The organism is Richelia intracellularis HH01, assembly GCF_000350105.1.
Lineage (GTDB): Bacteria > Cyanobacteriota > Cyanobacteriia > Cyanobacteriales > Nostocaceae > Richelia > Richelia intracellularis.
Map to the genome: position 1 here is coordinate 146,367 of NZ_CAIY01000027.1, position 23,398 is coordinate 169,764.

Annotated in this window: 16 protein-coding genes; 6 read left to right on the forward strand and 10 right to left on the reverse strand. The window is 32.1% G+C overall.

Annotation, left to right across the window (positions count from 1 at the left end; all coding sequences use genetic code 11):
• Nucleotides 1-694 precede the first annotated feature (694 nt).
• The 3 genes from RINTHH_RS02320 to RINTHH_RS02330 form a co-directional block, all read right to left on the reverse strand.
• Complete coding sequence (locus tag RINTHH_RS02320) at nucleotides 695-1,123, reverse strand: acyl-CoA thioesterase (protein WP_008232441.1); 429 nt, start codon at nucleotides 1,121-1,123, stop codon at nucleotides 695-697.
• Nucleotides 1,124-2,316: 1,193 nt separating this feature from the next.
• Nucleotides 2,317-3,396, reverse strand: coding sequence for a T3SS effector HopA1 family protein (locus tag RINTHH_RS02325; protein ID WP_008232444.1), 1,080 nt, complete (start codon nucleotides 3,394-3,396; stop codon nucleotides 2,317-2,319).
• Between the two features lie 57 nt (nucleotides 3,397-3,453).
• Nucleotides 3,454-4,626: a phosphotransferase gene (locus RINTHH_RS02330; RefSeq protein ID WP_331270887.1), complete on the reverse strand. Its 1,173-nt coding sequence runs from the start codon at nucleotides 4,624-4,626 to the stop codon at nucleotides 3,454-3,456.
• A 1,615-nt stretch (nucleotides 4,627-6,241) separates the two neighbouring features.
• Between RINTHH_RS02330 and RINTHH_RS02335 the strand changes: the two genes are divergently transcribed.
• Nucleotides 6,242-7,492: a hypothetical protein gene (locus RINTHH_RS02335; RefSeq protein ID WP_008232447.1), complete on the forward strand. Its 1,251-nt coding sequence runs from the start codon at nucleotides 6,242-6,244 to the stop codon at nucleotides 7,490-7,492.
• Between the two features lie 233 nt (nucleotides 7,493-7,725).
• On the opposite strand, the gene RINTHH_RS02340 is transcribed toward RINTHH_RS02335, so the two are convergent.
• From RINTHH_RS02340 to RINTHH_RS02360, 6 genes are all read right to left on the reverse strand, one after another.
• The gene (locus tag RINTHH_RS02340) at nucleotides 7,726-8,307 is read right to left on the reverse strand and encodes a CPBP family intramembrane glutamic endopeptidase (RefSeq protein ID WP_008232448.1); all 582 of its coding nucleotides are present in this window, start codon (nucleotides 8,305-8,307) and stop codon (nucleotides 7,726-7,728) included.
• A 30-nt stretch (nucleotides 8,308-8,337) separates the two neighbouring features.
• Complete coding sequence (locus RINTHH_RS02345; protein WP_008232449.1) at nucleotides 8,338-9,411, reverse strand: DUF3326 domain-containing protein; 1,074 nt, start codon at nucleotides 9,409-9,411, stop codon at nucleotides 8,338-8,340.
• 34 nt (nucleotides 9,412-9,445) lie between these two features.
• Nucleotides 9,446-10,027, reverse strand: coding sequence for a 2-amino-4-hydroxy-6-hydroxymethyldihydropteridine diphosphokinase (gene folK, locus RINTHH_RS02350; RefSeq protein ID WP_008232450.1), 582 nt, complete (start codon nucleotides 10,025-10,027; stop codon nucleotides 9,446-9,448).
• Between the two features lie 105 nt (nucleotides 10,028-10,132).
• A complete protein-coding gene (locus RINTHH_RS10645) occupies nucleotides 10,133-10,381 on the reverse strand; it encodes a hypothetical protein (protein ID WP_155943887.1) in 249 nt (82 codons plus the stop codon).
• Between the two features lie 1,554 nt (nucleotides 10,382-11,935).
• Nucleotides 11,936-12,610 carry an aspartyl/asparaginyl beta-hydroxylase domain-containing protein gene (locus RINTHH_RS02355; protein ID WP_231291144.1) on the reverse strand — a complete coding sequence of 225 codons (675 nt, stop codon included), beginning with the start codon at nucleotides 12,608-12,610 and terminating at the stop codon, nucleotides 11,936-11,938.
• A 1,582-nt stretch (nucleotides 12,611-14,192) separates the two neighbouring features.
• Entirely contained in the window at nucleotides 14,193-15,890 is a 1,698-nt protein-coding gene (locus RINTHH_RS02360; RefSeq protein ID WP_008232456.1) for a GH3 auxin-responsive promoter family protein, read from the reverse strand.
• Between the two features lie 457 nt (nucleotides 15,891-16,347).
• Here RINTHH_RS02360 and RINTHH_RS02365 point away from each other — a divergent pair, with 457 nt between their 5' ends.
• The 5 genes from RINTHH_RS02365 to RINTHH_RS02380 all read left to right on the forward strand — a co-directional run bounded on the left by RINTHH_RS02365 (nucleotide 16,348) and on the right by RINTHH_RS02380 (nucleotide 22,424).
• Complete coding sequence (locus RINTHH_RS02365) at nucleotides 16,348-17,610, forward strand: FtsX-like permease family protein (protein ID WP_008232458.1); 1,263 nt, start codon at nucleotides 16,348-16,350, stop codon at nucleotides 17,608-17,610.
• 531 nt (nucleotides 17,611-18,141) lie between these two features.
• Nucleotides 18,142-18,795: an ABC transporter ATP-binding protein gene (locus RINTHH_RS02370; protein WP_081606218.1), complete on the forward strand. Its 654-nt coding sequence runs from the start codon at nucleotides 18,142-18,144 to the stop codon at nucleotides 18,793-18,795.
• Between the two features lie 1,515 nt (nucleotides 18,796-20,310).
• Nucleotides 20,311-20,715: a hypothetical protein gene (locus RINTHH_RS02375; protein ID WP_052312022.1), complete on the forward strand. Its 405-nt coding sequence runs from the start codon at nucleotides 20,311-20,313 to the stop codon at nucleotides 20,713-20,715.
• A 1,174-nt stretch (nucleotides 20,716-21,889) separates the two neighbouring features.
• Nucleotides 21,890-22,012 carry a hypothetical protein gene (locus RINTHH_RS11330; protein ID WP_008232464.1) on the forward strand — a complete coding sequence of 41 codons (123 nt, stop codon included), beginning with the start codon at nucleotides 21,890-21,892 and terminating at the stop codon, nucleotides 22,010-22,012.
• Between the two features lie 73 nt (nucleotides 22,013-22,085).
• Nucleotides 22,086-22,424 (forward strand): P-II family nitrogen regulator, encoded by a 339-nt coding sequence (locus RINTHH_RS02380; RefSeq protein WP_044304419.1) that lies wholly within the window; start codon nucleotides 22,086-22,088, stop codon nucleotides 22,422-22,424.
• Nucleotides 22,425-22,468: 44 nt separating this feature from the next.
• Here RINTHH_RS02380 and rdgB read toward each other — a convergent pair whose 3' ends face one another.
• Entirely contained in the window at nucleotides 22,469-23,062 is a 594-nt protein-coding gene (gene rdgB, locus RINTHH_RS02385; protein ID WP_008232466.1) for an RdgB/HAM1 family non-canonical purine NTP pyrophosphatase, read from the reverse strand.
• Nucleotides 23,063-23,398 lie beyond the last annotated feature (336 nt).

Below are 23,398 nucleotides of genomic sequence, written 5' to 3' on the forward strand. Positions count from 1 at the left end.
TCGGGATCGTAATATTTTAATCTTATACCCTGAAAAATTAACCAATCTATAAGCATAATTGTAATTAATGGCAGGATAAACTACAGCTACAAGCAGGGATTCTCAGGTAATCTCCTACTTAGGATATTCATAATCTCTTATAAAAAGCCATGGATAACACTACAATATCCTGCATGAATATAATACCTTATGAAAACTGACAAATTGTAGTAATTCAAGTAAACTATATTTCTACTTATTGTACATTTAGATTCTATCGCACAAGATATAGCCATTAAGTATATTTGATATTGATTCATAGATCATTATATACAGAGTAAAGACCATTCATGATAAGTATAGATACATCTACTTTTATATTTATCTTACTGGTGATTTTAAAAGAATTTATATACTACAGATTTTTATTCCCAAAATATATTATATACTCATCGAAAATATTAAGTTAATAAAGTAAAATCATCTATATCTATTTAACTTCGATTTTTATATATCTCTACTTTGACTTTTTGTATAATTTACGGATTTCCCCTAAAAAATAACAATATTAACTTAATTAATATTTATCATTTTACCTAGTAATAATAAGAATTATTTCTAGATTTTTTGAGGTTTTTAGCTATTTTTTACATTCTTCTTACTATCTATTTACTACTATAAAATATAGTAACTTATTTAAATAATTATATCCTCATTAATTTTTCTCCCTATTATCTTCATCTCCGTGATTATTATGTAACCAATGTCTAATTTGATTAGGTAATTGATGCTTTTGTCTAGTACTAATTTCAATACATACATGTCTAGTAATAGCCTTACTAGCAATTAAATTTGCCATAAGGATTTCATAGTTCACTTCAAATTTATCAATTCCTAATTGCTGCGTTCTTAAAATTACCAATAACTTATTACCACAAAATAAAGGGTAGTTAAAATCTATACTAGAATGAACTATGGGTAATGCTAAAGGTGAATAAGCGAAAAATGTCTGTAAATCAATACCTGATGCTTCTAAAGACTCTTCGTATGCTTCGTGGCATATTGCTAACATATTAGCAAAATAAACTACCCCAGCAGCATCTGTATCTTTAAATCTTATAGTACGATAATAATTAAAAGACATTGATAAAAATAGTGATAATTTCCAAATTGAGTACAAGAATAATTAAGTAATATATATCCTAGTTTAACCTTAAACTAATTTGACTGCAGTTATAAAAATATGCCTATTAGGTGAAAATGTAGATTTAAATTTGAGAAATTAAAAAATAAGGTTCTATATCGCAGGAAGGTTAGAGCAGACCTGAGGGATTATTAGCATCTTTAAAATTCTTAAGTTATACTATCATTACTACCGAGTATCTTATCTATAAGATATTAGCCTAAACAGATTCTAATAATAGAATAACATTATTATTATTGAATTTTATCCTATCAAAATTAATTTGAGCTTAACTTTTTCCCCCTATTAATATTCACATATAGAATTAATGCTAAATTAAACTCTAAGTTTAGAACAATATACACTGATAAAACAGCATAATATCTTGACTTTATTATACATAAGCATAATTGTAAAAATATTGATTAGGATTATTTAGGTTGAGAAATTTGATTAATTTCCCGAGTTAATTACGTAAAAATGTACAAGTGATATTGCTTCTGAATATCACCTGTATAACCCTATAGCAATTAATCAAATCATAGGAACAGAGTATATCCTTATGGCCTGAACTCAAAATTGATGATAATTAATGACTATAAGACCCTATCTGCATAAATACTAGAGGTATCTTTTATTGAACTTCTAGTAAACATAAAAAATATTCTCAGAGTAATTTAAAAGTAGTCGGTCTACCAGATAAATTTTAGTTTTAGGTAAGATGAACTCGGAAAAATGTACTGCGACAAAGTTGAATATGTTGTAAACAAAATATATATCTGAATAATATATAAAATAAAATAGTTTGGAAATTTTGATATGTAATTCATAAAAATTAAATTTACATCTTCTCTACATAAATAATATCAAGGATATGAATATCATATTGTCATGAAAATGAATAGCTAGAAACAATTTTAATAACCATCGCTACTAGATTATATAAATTTTCTTAGCATTATAAAAATAATATCAAAAATAGGTGAAGTTAAGGAATAAACTAATAATATATATTTTATTCTCCAATATTTTATGTTTTTTACTACCCATTTGAAGAGATACATCTTTACTTGTGATACTTACCAGACAATTTTACTCTTACCAGCATAGTATCTTACTCCTTAAATCATTGTAATATTGGACTTCCATACATTTCAAAAATCATATATATCACAAGAATATGGATTTAGATAGGGAAATTGTAAATCAATACCTAAATGAGCAAAATGTTGGCGAATAATCCTCAACTTACTAACACTAGATTTTTTGCTTCTTTCCCAAGCATCGATCAATGCATTAGCCATAATTTGACAACCTTGCATGCCAAAGCTACGCGGTAGAGAGATTTTAGATATTGGTTGTTCTGCAAAACCAATTCCTGGTGCTAAATATTTAGTAAACAGTGGGGTTTCTGGGTAAAAATGACACTTATTTTCTTGATAGGCTGCCCTAACTACGTTAATAATTATTTTATAGTCACGGACATCAAAATATAGAGTTCCTGAATTCATACATTGGTAATTATCAGGGTGACAAGGAACTTGAAAACGAAAACCAACACCAGCATTGTTTAAATTTGTGGTAAATTTATCCATGAGATTAATTGCCCCAGTTGAGTTAACGTTAAAATATATTCCCCCACCCATAATTCCGGTGCCTGGCTGGTGTGATTTTTCTAACCCAATATTACTCACCGCTACATAAAATCCATTATCTAGTCTGCTATTATTCATCCAGACCATAATTGCATCATCCACTTTGGGGTATTTCCATGTAGATTTTATTAACCAATTTGGTTCGATATGTAAGTGCAAACCATTTTTAACAACAGCAATACTTCCATCTGGTTCTAAACGTCTTATTTGCCAATCAGGATCAAAATGGCCTACTCCATGATTATACCTATTTAATAGTTTATAAAATTTCCAGTCAACCCCTATGATTGATTCACTTTCTATATCTGGGGATAATAAGTATTTTTTATCATTAGAAATTGGTGATAAAATACTTTTTAATCTGCCACTAAAATAAATACCATAAATAAATCTTTTTAGTAAGATATGCAAGTATTTTTGCTGTAGTTCTAGAGAAATATTTTTTAATCTTTCTACTATTTTCGGTGATAATGTAAATTTATTATAGTTGTGGTGATTAATACAAAATTTAGATTCTATATTTACATTTTCAATAATATCTGATAGATAGTCACTTTTATTTACGGTATTTTCTAACATTTATGAAAAGTATCACTAGTTAGGTTATAAGCTTAAACTATATTTGCTAATGAACGGTTAACAGCCCTTTAACTTGGCTGTAGGATGGTAAATACGCAGTAAATTTCTTCCCTTATGTGCATATGGTATATTTTGAGGCGTTTCTATATCAGGAATCAATTCAGATATTTCCACTCCTAAAATTGTTTGTATAGAGTTTTGTGGCATGCTTAGAAGATTATTTGCTATTTTTAATGCGCACATGTTCTGGCTACTGCAATATTTATGAGTAAAGATTTTTTCCTGCATGCGATTAATTAGAACTAAGCCTGAAAATTGTATGGCTCTATAGATAAAATCATGTCGATAATTAATAATTGCTGGAAATTGTTTGAGGTAAGCCTTAATTAAGGCAATAATTGAAGGTTTAATTAGTTCTAAAGGAATTAAAGCCAACGCTAATGATTCTTCTATTTCCAGACTATTATCTGTTATTAAACTCTGCAACCAAATATTTAAGTAGCTAGCTATCAAACAACCTATGTCAACAACTGGATCTCCCCAAGATGCTGCTTTCCAATCAATAAATTTGATTAGACTATCATCTGATTGTTGCCAACGAGAGTGCACTATAATATTTTCTAGCCGTAGTCCATTGTGAGTTAAACAACATGGATGCCAATTATATGCCAAATCAGCAATTGCTGCTGTAATGCTCTCCTGACTCTGATAGACAGTGTAAAAATTGATTGCATCATCAGGGATATAAGATAAGATTTCTGTTCCCATAATTCCTATTCCCTGAGCTGGGTTGTGGAACTGATATCGATATTGTCCTTGGGGGGCATTAGCCATAAAGTCTCTATATTCGCGAAATTCAAGAGTACTCTGATGGATGACTGCTATGCCATTGCCAATAGCAGCAGCAATTGATTCTGGATATATATCCTGCTGCTGGTAAAAATTACCTAGTTCCAGATAATCGCTTAAGTAATTACGTACTAAAATCGAGTTTTCTTGGTCAAAATAGGTTGCCAATAGTGCAATTACTTTAAGATTTGCTAATACTGGAAATTTTTGCACAAGTTGATAAACTAACCATTCATTGAAAAAATCTTGGGTATTATTATCATCAATATTATATTTTTTCTGTTTGATTAATAACTGTTCTCCAGTAGAGAATGTAACTAAAAACTTATTATTTTCACCAGTATTTGTTAGATCATGTGCAAGTATATTTATCTCTTCCATTTGACATATTTTGGCCTTTTGCAAATAATGAATAACATTGTGAGCCGACAGTAAAAATAACATAGTTTATATCCTAAATAATAGATTTTATAACTATTAAATATTACATATGTTGATAAATATTTATATCAAGTAAATAAATACTAGTATCTAGTATTTATTTACAGATTAGTAAAATCTACTAATAACTGATTTTTTGAGGTAATACTTGCCAAAATGGCAATATACATTTGATACACTCCTTAATTACCAGTATTTATGATCTCTATTCAAACCTTTCCTTTATGTAGCTGTTATAACAATTATGATAAAATTCTGCTGATTAATTTTATATTGATGACTAATTGTTCCAAAGTCTCTAAAATGTTAATAGGATTATTTAGAGACTTTTCTCCTAGAGCTCTATAAGGATTTTTATATAGTTTATATATAACAGATAAGAATTATTTGTTTATTGAAAGTGTTATTTTATTCTAAGCATTAGTAATTCTAAGTTATAGGCTATAGACTTAATTATTGTAATAATAGTAAAAAATCAAGCACTTTAGTATGTTTGTGTTTCATAAGTGTATAGCACTATTTTTAACTTTAATAGGTAATTAGTGAATAGATATGATATTTTTTACAGAGGTAATTACCAATGCTTCAAGGTATTTAAAATAGAGGATAAGTCTGAAAAATTTATATATCAAACTAATAAAGAAGGAAGTTAATAAGTAAACAGGTGAAATGCTAAACATTTTGATAACATTGAACTAATTAGAAATTGACATAAGCAATTACCAAAGTGAGCGGAAAGGCTTGTAATAATCTCTTAGTAACTCTCAGTAATACCTGTAAGTAACAGGTATATTACCTTACAACTCAGAATATTTTTCAAGTATGATATAAAGTTTGCTTAAGAAACTTAAGAAATAGCTGTTTCATAACCAACCATACTTAAAATCCTACGTAGGATTTTAAGTATGGTTGGACTTTTATTTCATTAAGGTTTACACTAAAATTTGTAGCTGGATAAATAAACGACAAGTGATTCTAGAATATTTCTTGTATAAGAATATTAAATTATTAATAAAGTGGACTAAACATTACAGGGCAATCTACTGAGCATTTTTATGTGTTGAGACGGTTATTATAAGTTAATTTCAATACACTATTTAATTTTTCTGGTAAAACACTAAGGCACACTTGCAAGAACCTCGTAAAATTAGTTCAAGTAAAGGAGGTAATATTTTTAAGTAAGGGGAACTCAGAGAAAGTTTATAAAAAACAGTTTCATACTTCTGAAGATATAATAGCAAGTTGATTATCAATGATAAACATAATGTGATCATGTTCATATAAATTTTCCTCGAAAACTGATTTTTTATTAATAGCTCTAATATACTAGGCTTTCACAGTCCCCCTATATGGAAAAGATAAATATTTGAAAAGTCAATACATTGAAATCAAATTATAATTAGCAATATAATGCCTTGGTCTTATCTCAGCTATTATAAATTCATATGGATTTTATAGGTGAATCTTACCTGAAGTTTATTAATAGCTATGGGAGACATAATGGTATGAGAAAGTCATTTATTATAGTATGACTACAAGCCCAAAAATAAGCAATATGCAATCAGCTATGCTCAGTCACCGATTTGTTCTTGGTATAATTGCTTTAGGTGTTAGTTTTGGTTTAAGCCTTGCGCTTACCTGGGATTTTAGAGATGCATTGATCACCGGAATTATAACAATAACTATTACCTATACCTTACTGTTTATAGAACATAAACAAAATCGTTATGAGATGAAAGGGAAAATAGACCTTCTTCAACGAAGAGTAAAGGAATTAGAGGTGCTAAAGAAACATATTATTGGAGAAATTAATCAACTTGAAGCTTATTCTTCTTCTTTACAAATGGAGTCAAATAAACTAAAAAATCAAATAGAAAAAAATCAGCGAGAATTTAGTAGTTTAGGTGTTGAGAAAAAAGCAATAGAAAGACAGATTAATCAATTAACATTAGAGGTAAATAATTTACAAGCGAATATAGATCAATCAAGTAACTATCTAGATGAGTTGAATAAAGAAAAACGCAGTTTGGATATTAACGGTAATTTAGCAAAAGCTGAAATAACGCAGCTAAAATCCCAAATTGATGAATTGCAAGAACAAAAGCAGGATTTGGAAAATAATTTAACCCTGCTAAATAGACTCAGACCGCAGCTAGAAGAAAAACTTTATGAAATGAGGTTACAACTACAAGAATTAGAATTACAAGAGAGCAAAAAAAATGAAATCCTAAAAGTAAATGATGAAGCAAAAAACATTTTAGAAATGAGTTCAACAAGCTTAGATGATACAATTGCTCAGCAGAAAGCAGAATTTAGACAACTACAAGAACAGATCACCATATTACAAACTGAGAGAGACCAGTTGCAAAAAGAGATTTGGGAACTATTACAACAATTTGATAATGTTGCCCAAACACCTCTAGATGAACAGGTAGATTCAGAAATGGAATTATTTCCTTTTGCTGAACTAATACAAGAAGTTAATGATATGGAAATAGTAGATGAACTACCTCCTGAATGGAATCTACTTTTGCAAAATTTACCACCAAATGAAATAGAAGTGTTGAAAATAATATTACAAGAAGATAGTAACAATGAAATTGATGAAAAGAGCCCTGAGCAAGAGTTAAACATGCCTAGCTTGTTGATTAATTCCATTAATAAAAGAGCTAATAATATTTTTGGCAAATTAATTATAGAACTAGAACATGAATCACCAATTATTTCTCCAGAGCATCGAAATAATGTTAGTAAGTTAGTTCATACTTATGATATTTTAAGCAGTAAACAGTCTTCTTCAAATTGAGAAAGTAAGTATTACATAATTCGGGAACTACTATTTAACATAATTATTACACCTATTCAATATCTTAACATCTTATTTAAAGAATGAATAGTTTCCAAATTAGAACAAAGATAATACTATCATTATCCATAAGCACATGTTAAATATTGTGTGTTGAGCTGGTAAGAAGAGAATTATTATTGAGTGCCTAGTCAAACTTATAGTCTAGAAAAATACATTTAGTAAGATTCATCCTACAATTGCTTGAACTTCCATAAATAACTGGATAATAAGTTAGTAAATATATGAGCTACAGTTGGTACTAACAGATTACCACTCAGAATTGCACTATACCCTAACAATAATCCAATGATAGTTGCCCAAATGACATATGACCATTGCTGGGAATTACTTAGGTGTAATATGCCAAAGCAAAGACTGGACAAAATTACGGCGAGGTGGCTCATCCCTAATCCTGGTAACATAATACCCCGAAATAATAATTCTTCACTTAATCCTGGTAATAAACCTAACCAAATTAAATCTGGTAATACCAATGGTTTAAGAATAACTTCTAGATAGTAATTAGCACTCCTACGATAGGAAGACCAATATTGATAAATTAAACTGCTGAAGCCAGTAATACATAACCCAAGGCCGAGACCAAGAGAAAAATCTTGGGGAGACCAACGCCAAGACATAAGGGGAATACCACCAATGTGAAGCCACAATTTGGCAACTGCCCATAATAAAATGGCAGTTACACCCATAGCAACGAGTACTTGAATACGGCTAAGATATGGAATTTCTGGTTCTTGTTTTTCAATCACGGGCATTAGGATGGGGGTAGCTTATATTACTAGTAACTAAATAACCATTGGCTGTAAAGAGGAGATGGTGGGGTTAAGAGTCAAAGGGTCAATACCTGCTTTATGTGCCACTATCACACCTACAGCTTCCAAATAGGATCTAACCTGGATTGGTTCTATGCCTATGAGTTGGGGGTAAACTTGTATCTTCGTTTGGTTTTCTTCAACTGTGATTATTTGACATTGCTTCTGACTTAAGTTTAACAAAGTACTATTACCACATGCACTAGCTGGTAGAACTACTGAATTGATTTGTTCTGCCCAAATGCTTAGATGGTCAACAATTGTACCAGTTTTATTTAAAGATTTTCTGGTTATGAATTGAGGAGCGTGGCTTAATCCTACGAGTACACTGGGTAGAAAAGTGTGTCCTAATTCTTCTGCTGCTGTACGGGGTGATACATTTCTCTCTAAGGGTAAGGGTAAAAACGTGGGTGCATGGGCACATGGTATTTGAAAATGTCGTACAACTAAATGACTAATTACCGCTTCTGCACCAGCTATGGGATCTATTCCTTGTCCCAGTCGATAGTTTTTATCTACCTCACTATCAATTTCATCGGGGAACCTAGTAACAACAGCAATTGCAGTTGCACCTGCTTTTTTTATTAATACCTCTGCACCCCGTAATAAACTATCAGGGTTGCCAATTGTCCCCCAGCTTATACCTGATTCTGATATACGTAATTCTATATTTAAAGGAGCATCTGTAATAACATAATCGGTCAAAGACAAACCCAAGGTTCCTCTCGCAGCATCAGCAGCTTGCAGTTGGCGTAACTGTAACTCCGACTCGATACCTTGGTCTAAAAGTAAACCAATTTTGTTTTGATGGACTGGGTAGAGACCCCAATCACCGGCTGTAAATTTATCTAGTCCGTAACCCTCAACATACAAAGTATTGGGGAAATTCCAGTAGAGGCAGGCTCCATTGAGAACATTAGGATGGGTTATTAAGCGCTCACAAACCTGTGACAAAACTCTGGCAACAGGTATAGCATCACCAGCATAACCCCCAATAGATGCACCAATACCACTAGGAATAATGAGAATAGCTGTATAGGGTAGCATTAACTTCTATTTGTGGATTGAGAGACTAATATCTCTACCTTTTTGACTGGTAGGGATTATATATACCTTCACCTTTATTTTTTACCATTTTTACAAGATGTACGTCACCACACTCAACATCATGAAGTAAGTATTGAATCGTACATCCAGAGATTGGTTCTATCCAATTTGGCGCTATTTCTGATAGAGGTACTAAAACAAAAGAACGATCAATCATCCGAGGATGGGGAATTTGCAGAGTTGGAGTATCTAAAATCAAATCTTCATAAAGCAACAAATCTAAATCTAATGTTCTGGGTCCCCAATGCTCTTGGCGCTTCCGACCAAATTGATTCTCAACGAACAATAGTTTCTTTAATAATAATCGTGGTGCAATCTCCACTTCTAATAGAGCACATGCATTAAAGTAATCTGGTTGGGAAGGACCAACTGCTTTAGTTTTATACCAACTAGAATGCGATTTTACCCTGATTCCAGATATATGAGACAATTGACTTAAAGCTCCTTCCAAAATACCTAGGGAGTCGCCCAAATTACTACCTAGAGCAACTGCACACTTACAGCTGTGATTAGTCTTCTGGCGGTCCCATTTTAATAATAATGATGTATTCTTCATCAGTTATATCTAGTATTACTCATATGAAAGCAATAATAAAAGTATAGATTTCCCTAAAGCCACAAAGAAAATACTTATTTTTCAACGAGTTTATTTTTAAAACCCTTAACAAGTCATTGCGACACAATTTTGGCCTGTAAGTCTGGAAACTGCTGCTGGTAGTTGGTTGAATAAATTGACAGCAGGACTAACCCAAAACTTGAGTAAATAATCAGTCAAACTCAGGGGTATTTTTATGGAAAAACTCAAATACCCACTAATTAGCTGAAGGTAACAAATCATAAAGTAAAGTGGCAAGTTAATTATTGGAGATATTCGCAACGTGTTATTTAACATTGATGCATCATGACTCATAAGCCAGCGTAAATAAATCTTATAAGGCAGGTGGTTGAAAATATTGCGAAACTAAAGAGGGACTTATTTAATAAAAATGAAAGGAGCCTTATTGGAGTTTTTTATATTTATACTCAGAAGTATACAGCATAGTAGATAAAACCTAATTATATTTCATTGATAAGGTAGTAATCCATCGATTAGTGATATTCAAAAAATAATTACTTGGCCAAATATAAATATATTTCTATAGTGTAAAGATCCTTAAACCTTCGAATAAGTAAACAGCTCCTTATAAAAATTGTTAACAGACTAATTTGACCAATGGCAATTTCAGAATTTAAATGGGCTATGATTGTAGAAATAAACCTCGTGCTTGCGAATAATAGCTATGTTAGCAGTCACAATAGGTTTTATTCTGTTATGCAGTTAGAAAGCTAGTTAAAATATATATCTAAACTTTATATATATAAATACTACTAAGAGAAGCATCGACTATAAATGCTGCTACTTTACCTTCGATTGTGGGTGCATATCGACCAAAAAAATTTTATACAGGTTTCTTTCTAAATCGGATAACTATGTAAAATAACCTCACGAATTTGCGATTATAGTTACTGTGAGAATTTTTCCTAAAGTGAACTTCGAATTGATTATTAAGTAAGCGAGAATAATAGAAGTAAAATATGAAGAGGCTCAACTCAATGTGTTCTTTTGAATTTAGTTACTGCAAGCACTGATGAGACTAATAGTCTCATCAGTGCTTGCAGTAACTTTGCCAACATAATAAATTTATGAGATTAGGAGTATTACCAACTTCTAAAACAAGTAATTTGGTCGAAAAATATAAACCCAAATAATATTCATATAAAAATATTATTTCTGTTATTTTCTGGTATATTTAATTGTTTTTTACTTTCATTCAAAGTGTACCTACCAATCCTTATATTATCAATAACTAGAAAAATATTTACTACAAATAAAACTAAGGAGATATGGTTAATATCATATATTTCTAAATAAGATAATCTCCTGAGATTTAGTTAGGTGATAATAATAATTAAGAATTTAGGTCATTAATACTACTGACTTTGACTTGGTGAATATTTATGAAAAGAATGAGCATATAGGTAAAAATAAAGTCAAGCCAGTCAAACTACAATGGCTAATTGATAAAAGTGCAATGGTAATCTATAATTTTATAAGTCTTAGAGAAATAAAAATATCAGACTACTAAGCTGGAAGCTGTGATTATAGGAAGCTCTTATTGTTAAAAGAGTTTTTTGTCATTCTATTATGTTTCTTATGAAGTTAATATAATGTAATTTTTAATTACCAGCAATATTCTTATTGTAAGATGTCAAGATAAGGCTAGCAAGTTTCAATTAGTATCTGGAAAAATTTAAGGTCTATCACAAATACCCAGTATGGGCAAAAAAGCTTCCCCATAATACCTACCCCAGTAGCTAAATATACTGCCTGAGATACTTTCCTCTTGTAAGTATAAAAGGGTTGAATCAATATTACTGAATAACTAACAGTAACCCATGCGGGGAGGAGTGATTCATAAAGTTTTTACTTAAGATTTTCCCCTGCTTCTTTTTCAATCCTATTTGCTATTTTCCTTTCCCAATGTTCGTGATTCTTCTGTGCTTCCTGAATCATGGGTGATGCAGCAATTAATCTATTGACAAGCCAGTTGACCATAGATATTGGAAATCCTAAAGGTCGGGCAACATCTAAAAATAGCACCACGCGATAACCATCAGTATCGTTCACAACTTCATGGTAGAAGGTATCATCGAAAATCAAACTTTTCCCTTCTTCCCAATAAGCTACTTGATCTGCAATCCGAATCCAACAATTAACTTTTGGCTTGGGAACTATTAGTCCTAAATGATAGCGGATGATACCCTTGTGTTTCCCCCTATGTTCGGGAATATGCTTCCCAGGAGCAAGGATGGAGAAAAATGCTACCTTCATTCCCGGTATTTTTTCCAGAAGTTTAGTGGTTTTAGGACAGTAATCACAATTCTTTTTAACCTTGAAACCAAAGGCATAGAAGAAGTATGTTTTCCAGAGATTATCCTTGGCAATACGAGATTGTCTCTTGACAATATCCTGGAAGTTAGGTAAATCGTCCACATTTTGCAGTACTTCTTCTAATTCCTTGCGAATTACAATCCAGTTTGCTTCTAAATCTTCAGCCCAAGGAAATTGCTCATTTTCAAAAAAAACTGAGTCTCCCACTAAGGAGTATCTGCTGACTAATTTTTCTAGCCAAGAGCTTTTAATTGCATAACCTTCAAGATTTTTGATGATTGAATTTAGTAAACCTTTCATTAGGAAAATATATCTTATCAGGGGGGGAATAGGTAATAGTTTTATGATTGTGAACTAGTCTATTCTAGCCCTGTGTTGATTACTATATTACTTACATACAATGTTTTCTATACTGCTAAAAGTTGAAACATTTAGGAAATATATAAGATCTTAAACTAAAAACCCGTAATTTTATACTGGTTTCAGGATATCAATAAATTGAACTCCCACAACCCAGCAAATGTAATTATTTTAATACCTATATAACTAAGTAGCCTGATTTCATAAACTATATGTAACCTAATATAGGGTTTCAATGTGACAGGAGCATGTTGAAAATTACATGATGTGATTGACTAAATTCTAAATTTTCATACTGTTTGGAGGTTCTACTTAGGAAGGTCAAGTATGTCAGTTATGATTTACTCGAACTTATCCAAAGGATTAATTAGTTCTTCAAGATAGTCCAACTTAGGTTCTGTATTCTACAGCCTGTAACTAATTCATGCATTAAATCATAGCTTAGCCAACATTGACATAAAATAAAAATTATCATTAGACTAAATGTTACCTAAAATCCGACTTAACACGAAGCGATAAATAATTCGTATAGCAGATTCCATAATCAGGGTTTATCTCTTCCTTGTACAAGAAACTGCGTCAAAATATAGGGTACTTGTTTTTTATGAGCAGTAATTGGTATTGACACAAGACTTTCTAGTTTGACTTAGTTATTGCTTGTATCATTTACTCTTAGTTCAATGCCCACTTAACTCTTATCATTTCTTCATCTGGCTTAATTTCTAAACCACCCTATTGTAGCTAATTATTCTTTGAGTTGAGACAATGCCAATAGATTTGCTAAATAAATAATAAAACCTATCAGATGCATAAAACTCTTGATAAAATCTCATATACTAAGTTTTTTAGATTGACAAATTGCCCTTTCACCCGAGTAATTTACTCTATCTTACCAATCATGAATAAAAATGATTTTTTGTATTCATGATTACTTTCAATCTATAAGGAACGGAAGGAAAATATACATTTAATATTTATGGTATGAAACAGAGTCTAATTGTTATTAATAGATATAAACTATAAATGAAGAAATGAAGACACGAACCACCAACTATAGTACAAATGAGATATTTTTTGGGGAGTCGTTGTAGGATAATTTTATACCCAGATATTTGGTTTATGTCTATTTAGCACTGTACAAAGTAAAATTGGTGTATTCTTCGAGCTAAATTTACCCAAATACATATTTTTATTCAAAAAATTTTGGAAAAGGCCATCCAGTATCATATAGTTATGATTCCCCACATGAATTCCAGTTCAGCCATCAAATAGTCCTAATTAATATAAATAAATCATATTTGTTGATAAATTGTGAATAGCTTTTATCTAACTGATTCGGTAAATACTTTTTTGTTAATAAATCACTATCTTTAGATAGCATTTACACAATCCCATATAAATTTAGGCAAGCTATTTATTAATGATTATTTTAAGTTGTGAACTGGCAATCCCCAGGTAATCTTACTTCTTGTTGTATAAGAATTCCACTCAACATTTTCCTATCTTCACTAACATGAGCGAATTTGAACTGCGAATCAGAAATACCTCTCTTGAGAGATCTTTGTCGTATTTTAGCAAAACTACCATGTGCGACGATACGCAGTCTAGGAGGTGGTACGATATTATTTTTTCTTTTGTCTTGATAGGATATATTTGCTTGCTGCAGCTTATTATCAAACTCAGCTAAAAATCTTTCTGGGTCCCTAATTTCAGAACCAGGAATTAGCTCAATATTTAACAAATAATGGGCTGGTAATTCATGCTCTGAGAGGGTGATGCAAAAATTTTCCAGGGGTAAATTAAATTCCTTCTGTAATTGTTGCATTACTTGGATGGCATGAAATTCACTAGTTTTTTCAGTAGTAGAAGATAATAAGCCTCCTACCCGGTGGCGGAAACTAATTAATGGTGTTTGATTAAAAAAACCAACAACTTCTATCACATCGCCAATATCATAGCGGTATAGACCACTATAGTTGGTTACCAAAATTCGGTAATGTTGACCAACCTGAAGTTCTTGAGGCAATAGAGTTTTGGGATCTTCTATATTCCATTGTTCTGGGGGAATAAATTCAAAAAATCCGCTATCAATTGCTAAAATTACGCCGTCATTATTAAATTCATGATAAATGCCGAACGTAGCTTCTGATGATGCATAAATACCACCAAATATTGGTATATCACCAAAGTAGTCAGGAAAACGTTCAAAATAAAAATTGGAAGTGCCACCACGGGCCGTAATTATAAAAGAAAGGTTCGGCCATGCTAACTGGGGTGTCAGTTTCCCTTCACTTTTTAGGATCTGTTCTAATCGCATTGCTCGTTGGGGTAATGGAGAAAATTGTCGTTGTAGCTTTACCCTTAAATTTGGTTCTAATTGTAGCCATGGTGCAATCTTTCCAGTTTTCAAGTTGTGAATTAACTCTTCTGCATGAGAGTTAAGATAATTAGCCAATTGTAAGCCTAATATGGGAAAATTTGCCCCAATTATACGCATATTGCAATTTCTTAAGGCAAACAGCAGACACACATAGTAACGAGTTCTTGGCTCTATTGGTAGTAGGGTTTCGTAGGGATGGGCAAAGAGTTGTTGGTAGAGCATTTTATTTAAGCGCAAATCACCTGCACTGATGTGACCAAATGGAATACCTCCACTGCTACTACCAATCAGCTTTACTGAACTTGTAAGTAGCAATTTACCTATGGGTAAATTGCATTTGTGTGCTGCTTCTGTGATAAAGCCAATACCCACTTGATTTGTATGATTGAGAACTTGACGTGATCGCTTAGTAACGGGAATTAATTTCTGCTTTCCTGTAGAACCACTGGTAAGATTGAGATATACCACTGGATCTGGTGTGAGAATGTTAGGCTCCCCTTTAGCTATTTTCTCAATGTAGGTTTCATAATTCCTGTAGGATTGTACTGGTAACCTCTGGCGGAACTGATCAATATTTTTAATATCCCCCAGTCCATACTTTTTCCCCAGTTCAGTTCCCTGATAAGCATAGAGTAGTGAATACAAAAATTTTTCCTGAAAAAAGCTTACTTTCCTAGTTCTACGGACAAAACTGGCTTTTCTGATTTTACCTATACTAGTAAGTGTTGGTAGTACTAAATTTTTCATTTGCTCTTCACTAAGACTAATTCTTAATAGAATTAGGATACTAACTTTTTTAAACTAGGATGATTAAAATCAAAATTAATAAAGTCAAAAGTTAATAATTCATTCAATGGATATAGAAAATCAACACCATGCTTTATGCAAACTTCCTGAAAATGTATAAATGTTAATATACTAACCAATGTATACCAAAGACACTATTGCCTATAGACTATATTTTCTGTTTTCAGACCCCTGACTTAAAACAGCTAACAATTTAAAGAAAATATCCTCATCTTTGGTTGTAATATTTTCTTGTCAAAGTTTAATGGTTACCACTTAATAATAGGGCATAAAGCTAGAAGTTTTGATACTCTATACATAGAATATATGGTAAGTGGCTATTACTTATTTCCTTCTCTTAGGAAACTTGTACTATGTGTAACCTAATCTAAGTGTTTATAATTCCCAACTGGTTTGAATGGTGTCTATTGCTCGTAAAAATCTTTTAGAAGATATTCCCCGTTTTTTGGTTGCCCAAGCAGGTATCATGTTTGCAGTCAGTCTGGTAACAATTCAGACGGGCATATTTCAGGGGGTAATTCATTCTACAATTTCATTAGTTACAGATTCCCCAGCAGATATTTGGATTACTTCCCGACGCATGGTACATCTAGAGTTAACTGAACCAATTTTGTTTGAAAATGTGGTCAAAGCTAGTGAAGTAAAGGGTGTAGAAAAAACAGATGCTCTGATTATTGGTTCTGCAAGATGGCTGGTTTCTGCTAGTGAAATAACAGTAGTCAAGGTCTTTGGATTTAATCCTGCTAAGGAATTACTATTTCCTGGTAAAGTCATTGAGGGCTCCGTAAAAGACCTAAAAGAACCTTACACTTTGATTGTTGATCAAAGTAAATTGAGGCCCTTGAATATTAAAAAAATTGGCGACCATGCAAGACTAGGTTCATTATCCGCTAAAATAATTGGAATTACTCAAGATTCTCAATCCGCAGTTTCAGGCTCGTTTGTATTTTCCTCACTCGAAACTGCTAATGCCTTGATTAACTCTCGCATAACCTCCAGTGTAAATTGCAAATGGGAAGCTGAAGAATTTCTATGCGTTAATATATACAAGAAAGTTAATTCTACTCCAATAACAGACCAGCTAAAGAAATCTAATACAGTTAAACACCAACCTATTGTACTTAATACTCCCATTTCTTTTGTTTTGGTTAAGGCAAAACCGGGTGAGGACTTAAAACAATTGAAACAGAGATTACAGAAAGTAGTACCTCAAACCAGTATTTATACCAGAACAGAAATGATAGAAAAAATACGCAATTTTTGGGAAAGAAGAACAGGGATAGGATTTATACTCGGTTTAGGAGCAGTCGTGGGCATTATCGTTGGCATTGTGATTGTGGGTCAGATTCTTTACTCTTCAGTCTCTGATCATATTAGGGAGTTTGGGACCCTGAAAGCAATGGGAGCATCCAATTATGTAATATATAGTATTATCTTTGAACAAGCTTTATGGATGGCTGGGATTGGCTATATTCCTGGAATATTGGCCTGCTGGGGCTTGGGAACATGGACATCAGCAACACAAGGCATAGTTATACTAATCACACCAATTACAGCTGTAGGGGTTTTTGGTATTACTTTATTTATGTGTTTAAGCTCAGCCATTTTTGCTATCCAAAAAGTGAATCTTGTGGATCCGGCAATTGTATTTAAAGCTTAGTCGGATTTCCACAAAAATAATTATTTAATCCATCTAAATGTTATGTAATTTATGTTAAAAAGTTAAATCAAAAATAGGCAAGATAAAGATTATTATTATTTATATATAACTTTTCGGTTATCATTGATATGATTTTTTATCATCAGTAATTATAGGCAAAGTCAGCTTGATTAAACATTCTTGGCAAAAATAAAACATCATAATATATGCTATAAAAGCAATACTGAATTGAATTTAAATATCAATTTGTAGGCCATAGCTGATCTCTAATTACTTACTTACAAACTTCCCACATGTCAATAATCTATCCCATGGAATTCTCTTCGCAGTAGTGTAAGGCAAAATTCCTACGAGAACATAACCACATATTCAAATCAAGTAAATAAACAGTAAAGTACATAAATAAATATAATCATTACTTCTCAAGTTAGAATTACAGGTAGTTCTCAAAGTTACAGATGAAAAGCTTATTATTCTAATGATCAATTAACTACAGTGAAAAAGTTTGCCATTGCAGCCAGTAATATTCAAATGACGTACAAATCTGGTTCTGCGAGTTTTGTGGCACTGAAGGATATTGACTTGAGTGTTCCTTTGGGTGGAATTCAACTATTAATGGGACCGTCAGGTTCTGGCAAAACTACTTTGCTATCTATTTTAGCCGGAATATTAACTCCTACAAGTGGTGTTGTTCATTTACTAGGTCAAGATATTACTAAAATGTCAAGTGGAAATTTATCAAAATTTCGCTTGGAAAACGTAGGGTTCATATTTCAGGGTTTTAATCTTTTCCCTGCTTTAACTGCAGCAGAAAATATAGAAGTTGCTTTAAGTCTTAAAGGGATTAGAGGTAGAAAAGCACGGCAAGAATCCCTCGATTTATTAACAAAGGTTGGTTTAGCTATTAAAGCAGACACCCTGCCTCGCAACCTATCAGGAGGACAAAAACAAAGAATTGCCATTGCCCGCGCTCTGGCAGGTAGTCCCCAACTCATTATGGCTGATGAACCCACGGCTGCTCTTGATTCTCACAATGGTCAAATTATTATCGAACTATTATGTGAACTAGCAAAACAAAGGGGGACTACCGTAGTAATAGTCACCCATGATCCTCGAATCAAAGTTTTTGCCGACTATATAACCCATATGGAAGATGGATTGATTACGAATACCCCCCCTATATGATATGTATGGAAGGTATAACTCCTTGATACCTTAAATCAATCAAAAACTAGTATCAATATGTAAGTAAAGCAGCGGGTGTTTTACTTACAGCCAGTGTTGACAAGTGTAGATTATGTAGGACAAACTAACTTATAGGTTGTGATGCCCCAGGATACCAGTATAACTGAATTCATAAATTCAATAAATTCTATATAATAAACACTACATGTAAACTGCCAAAGGTACTCTTCCAGTAGTACATCATTATTGAGTTTGCACAAATCACGGTAACCTAATACCCACAAATATTAATTATTCTATATAAATAGAAATATTAGCTACTTATTTATGCTACTAGGATTAAATAGTTTTATAGTAAATTTCTCACTAATGAGGCGACTATTCTAAATAGACTAGAAATTTACTTATTGGAGGGTATGATAAAACTTTTCAAATTATCAGTCCGAGTTTAGTATCAAAAACTATACTAGTTAAGGATAGAGTAATAGAAGGCAAATTTTGGAGTTTGAATATTATTTGGTTTAAAAGAGCACATCTCCAGGAACTATAAACCGGGTAAATTGATAATACAAGTATTTTTTATAGTAAGGTTTATACCCTCTCAACTGAAATCGCAATAAATTTGACACAAAGTAAAAACTTATTAGTAATAGTATCACAGGTAAATCAGTCTGTCTTCAAGGCCGTGTAATAAAATGATTAATATTGGTGAATAAATCAGATACTACAGGTCAACTTTTTCCCTAACTATTATGTAATGTCAAGAAATATTAAGAAGCGAAAAATACCAGATATAGCAAATTGGCATAGTCTTCAGAAAATGCAAAGAGAATAATAAGTTACTAAATAATGTTAAATATTCAGCGGGCATAAAACCAAAACTGACTAATGTGGCCAATGACAGAATTTTATAGGAGAGCCTTTGAAGGTTGACTACTCGACTTTAGATAAAAATAAGGGAGGCAACTATCATACAGGTATTTTCGGGAACAAATTATTTTAATAATAAAATGATACCCTTATTCAAAACAAATACCTAACGAAACATATAAAAAGTTCCCAACTTTTGCGATTCAAATTACATTGAAACTTGAAGAATATGATTAAGAAACATATGTATATCTGGCTCAAAGTATCTGGAGAAAGTAAAATAAATTACTGTTCACATGTCTCTAATCTGATGTAGCATCTCCACATAATTAAGTATTAAACATGAGGTATGAATATATTTGATAGCAGCATCAAATGGGTTCTAAAAGTAAATGTAGTTGTAAAATCTAAGCTTAAACCCTAAGTTATTATCATAATGACTATAATACAAATTGAGAAGACTCGATGCCTAAAAAGTTAAATTAAAATCGACTGGCAAAAAATAATAGAGATATATTCTGACTAGATGAAAATTATTAGTGAAAGATATTATATCAATCCTTTTCTGGTAGATCCAGTCTGAAATCTGACTTTTTATATTGGCAATAAGACTCAACACATGAAAAAGATATCTGAATAATAGCAATGCGAACTATTATAAAAAACATACATAGCCAGCCATCAAGGACAAGCAATAACCATTATTTTCCTTCTGTCCCACTCTCTATTTATCGAGAGTTGGTAGCAGAATTACAAACAACTCAAGGTAAATTAGAGGCCCTGATTATCAGAAATCATAAAATAACTGAAGAGAACAAGATTTTACGACAGGAAATAGATAAAGTTATCCGGTTGGGATTTCAACTACAACAGCGGATTAATATTCATCAGCAAAACAAAAGCTCAAATAACCCAGAGAGTTTTCCTAGACAGTGGCAAGAAAAACCATCGACCCAAAAATCTCCTAAACCCCCAACAAAAAAATACACAATATCCCTACTGCTAAACCCCAAGAATATGACTATTCCTCTGACTTTATTTCCCCTATAATCAGAAAAACAGTATTATCCTCAAAACCATTAACTGTTGAGGATCAGAAGTTTTCTCATTATTCAACTAGTAGTAAAAATGACACTATTAGTAATTGGCGTTTGTTTTTTTGTGTATTGTTAATTGTAATTGCAGGTTTCAGCGCGGGATATATAATTGTTAGACCTCTATTCCAAATTAACTATCGTTAGATATATAAAAATAGAGGAGTCTTGATATATATATGTTTTACCATAGGTAGGTAAGGGTGATTAACCTTTATTCTATGCTTTACTTAGGTGTTTTTTATGGTGAACAAGTTACAAAAAGGCTAAATATTTCTCGATATTATATTAACAATGCTAAAGATAAATAATTTCTAGTTAGATATCTTAGCTATTAAAGTTACTCTTGTAGTTAAATCTCCATAGAATTTGACTACGGTATAGTTATCTTTCCCTGAGTTACTAGTGAAATTTACTGATTCATTAGTGAATTAAGTTATACTTAGGCTGTGTTTTGTTCTCTTCAAAGGATTGAAAATACTCATTTCTCTTATAATCTGCGGGTGACTTTGCTAAAAGCACTGCTCTCAGGAAAGTTTTGACTATCTGTTACATATAAAAATAAGCAAAATTTTTTAGTTTTAATAGTTTATAAAAATTATTTAGCCAATAATAAAAACGTAAAATATGCACACTACTATACTAGGCCAATAGTAAAATGAAAAGGCAATTCACAAATATTCCTCAAGGTCTTATAAGGTTGGGTTCAGAATGATTTACATTGTTATTCAGTATGATTGATAATTCACTGGGCTAGTTGTAGCCAAACTTACATAACATATTTGATATTTACTTTATAAATCATTTTGATAATGATAACTTGAGTTCTGGCAATCCCATAATTAACAACCCAAAGTTTGGGGCTTTGAAATTATTGTGATAAGAGATTTATGGAACTCAAAATAGAACATACAATTCCTGTATTAGTCTATCCACTATAGTCTTAGATGGAAAATACTGGCTGGTTCTATACCCATGATGCTAGTATAAATCTCATTATCAACACAGATGTAATATTTAGTACATACTTGTGAGTAATTACCTTGCTGTTTGAACGATAATTCATCTATTTTTTGGCAATACGAATGCCAATACTGAAACCTTTATGGGAAAGTGGTTAGGGTGTTTTAATGTCAACTGCATTTATCACTATTAGTATAGTGATAAATGCAGTTGATGATACTGAGGATTTTTTTGCTAAAAAGCCAGAGTTTTTGCCATTTAAGAAGAAGCAAGTTATTAATTTTGGGTAAATTAGAGTAAAAACTTCAGGCAGAGAAATTATTTAAACAAATCGACAAAACTAGTAGAAACAAAGAGTTAAAAATGAAAAAAGTAGAAGCTATTATCCGTCCTTTCAAGCTTGATGAAGTCAAAATTGCTTTAGTCAATGCTGGTATTGTTGGTATGAATGTTTCAGAGGTTAGGGGATTTGGTAGACAACAAGGACAAACAGAAAGGTATCGTGGTTCTGAGTATACTATTGAGTTTTTACAAAAGTTGAAATTAGAACTAGTAGTAGAAGATAATCAAGTAGAGATGGTAGTAGAAAAAATTATTGCTGCTGCACGCACCGGTGAAATTGGTGATGGCAGGATTTTTATATCCCCAGTTAGTAATGTAGTGAGAATACGTACTGGGGAAAATATTATAGAGGCTATGTAATTATATACTGGATAATAAGATTATTCATCCTGACTCATATTACCTCATTGTCTTGATTCATTATAGACATTTAATTTATTCAATTGGGGTAATAAAGCTGTAAATGCCTTTCCCCGATGACTTGTAACTCTTTTGAGTTCAGGAGACATTTCCGCAAAAGTTAGTAGTTTTTCCGGAATGTAAAAAATGGGGTCGTAGCCAAATCCACCCTTACCACTAGGCCTGTGGAGGATTTCTCCAGAACAAAACCCTTCTGATTTTAATGCAATTACACCATCTGGGCGAGCAAGCGCAATTGTGCAAACAAATTGTGCTTGACGATTGGTTTGATTCTCTAACTCTCCTAATAGACGCTCAATACGAGCGCTATCCGTTTCGGCATAACGAGCAGAATATATCCCTGGTAGACCATTGAGGGCATCTACAACTAAGCCAGAATCATCTGCAATTGCCCATTCTCCCATTGATAATGCCACTTGAGAGGCTTTTAACTGGGCATTTGCCATAAATGTATTACCTGTTTCTTCTATCTCTATTCCTAGCGGTTTCGGAATTAATTCCCAACGGGGGTCGTCTAAATATGCTTGTATTTCTTTGAATTTCCTTGAATTGCTAGTAGCGACAACAAGTACTGTCATAAAAGTTGCGATATATAAATTATGGTTCTTTTAAAGTATTCAAATTCTAACCCTGACAATACACTAACTTAGGTAATAAGAAAGGATACTGCAGAAAAATTAAGAATGTAGAATAAGGGGGTATAATTCTAAAATTGATAAGGGTTCAAGTTTAAATTTGAGTAACTGCACGAAGGGGTTTACATGGCATAATTAATCACTGCCTTTACGGAATATTCAAAAAACAAATTCTACAATGTTTTTTATGACAACAAGTTCATATTTAGCCCCACAAAACAAGTTCATATTTAGCCCCACAAAAGGAGAGGTTAGTATTGCTCCCCTTTTGTGGGGCTA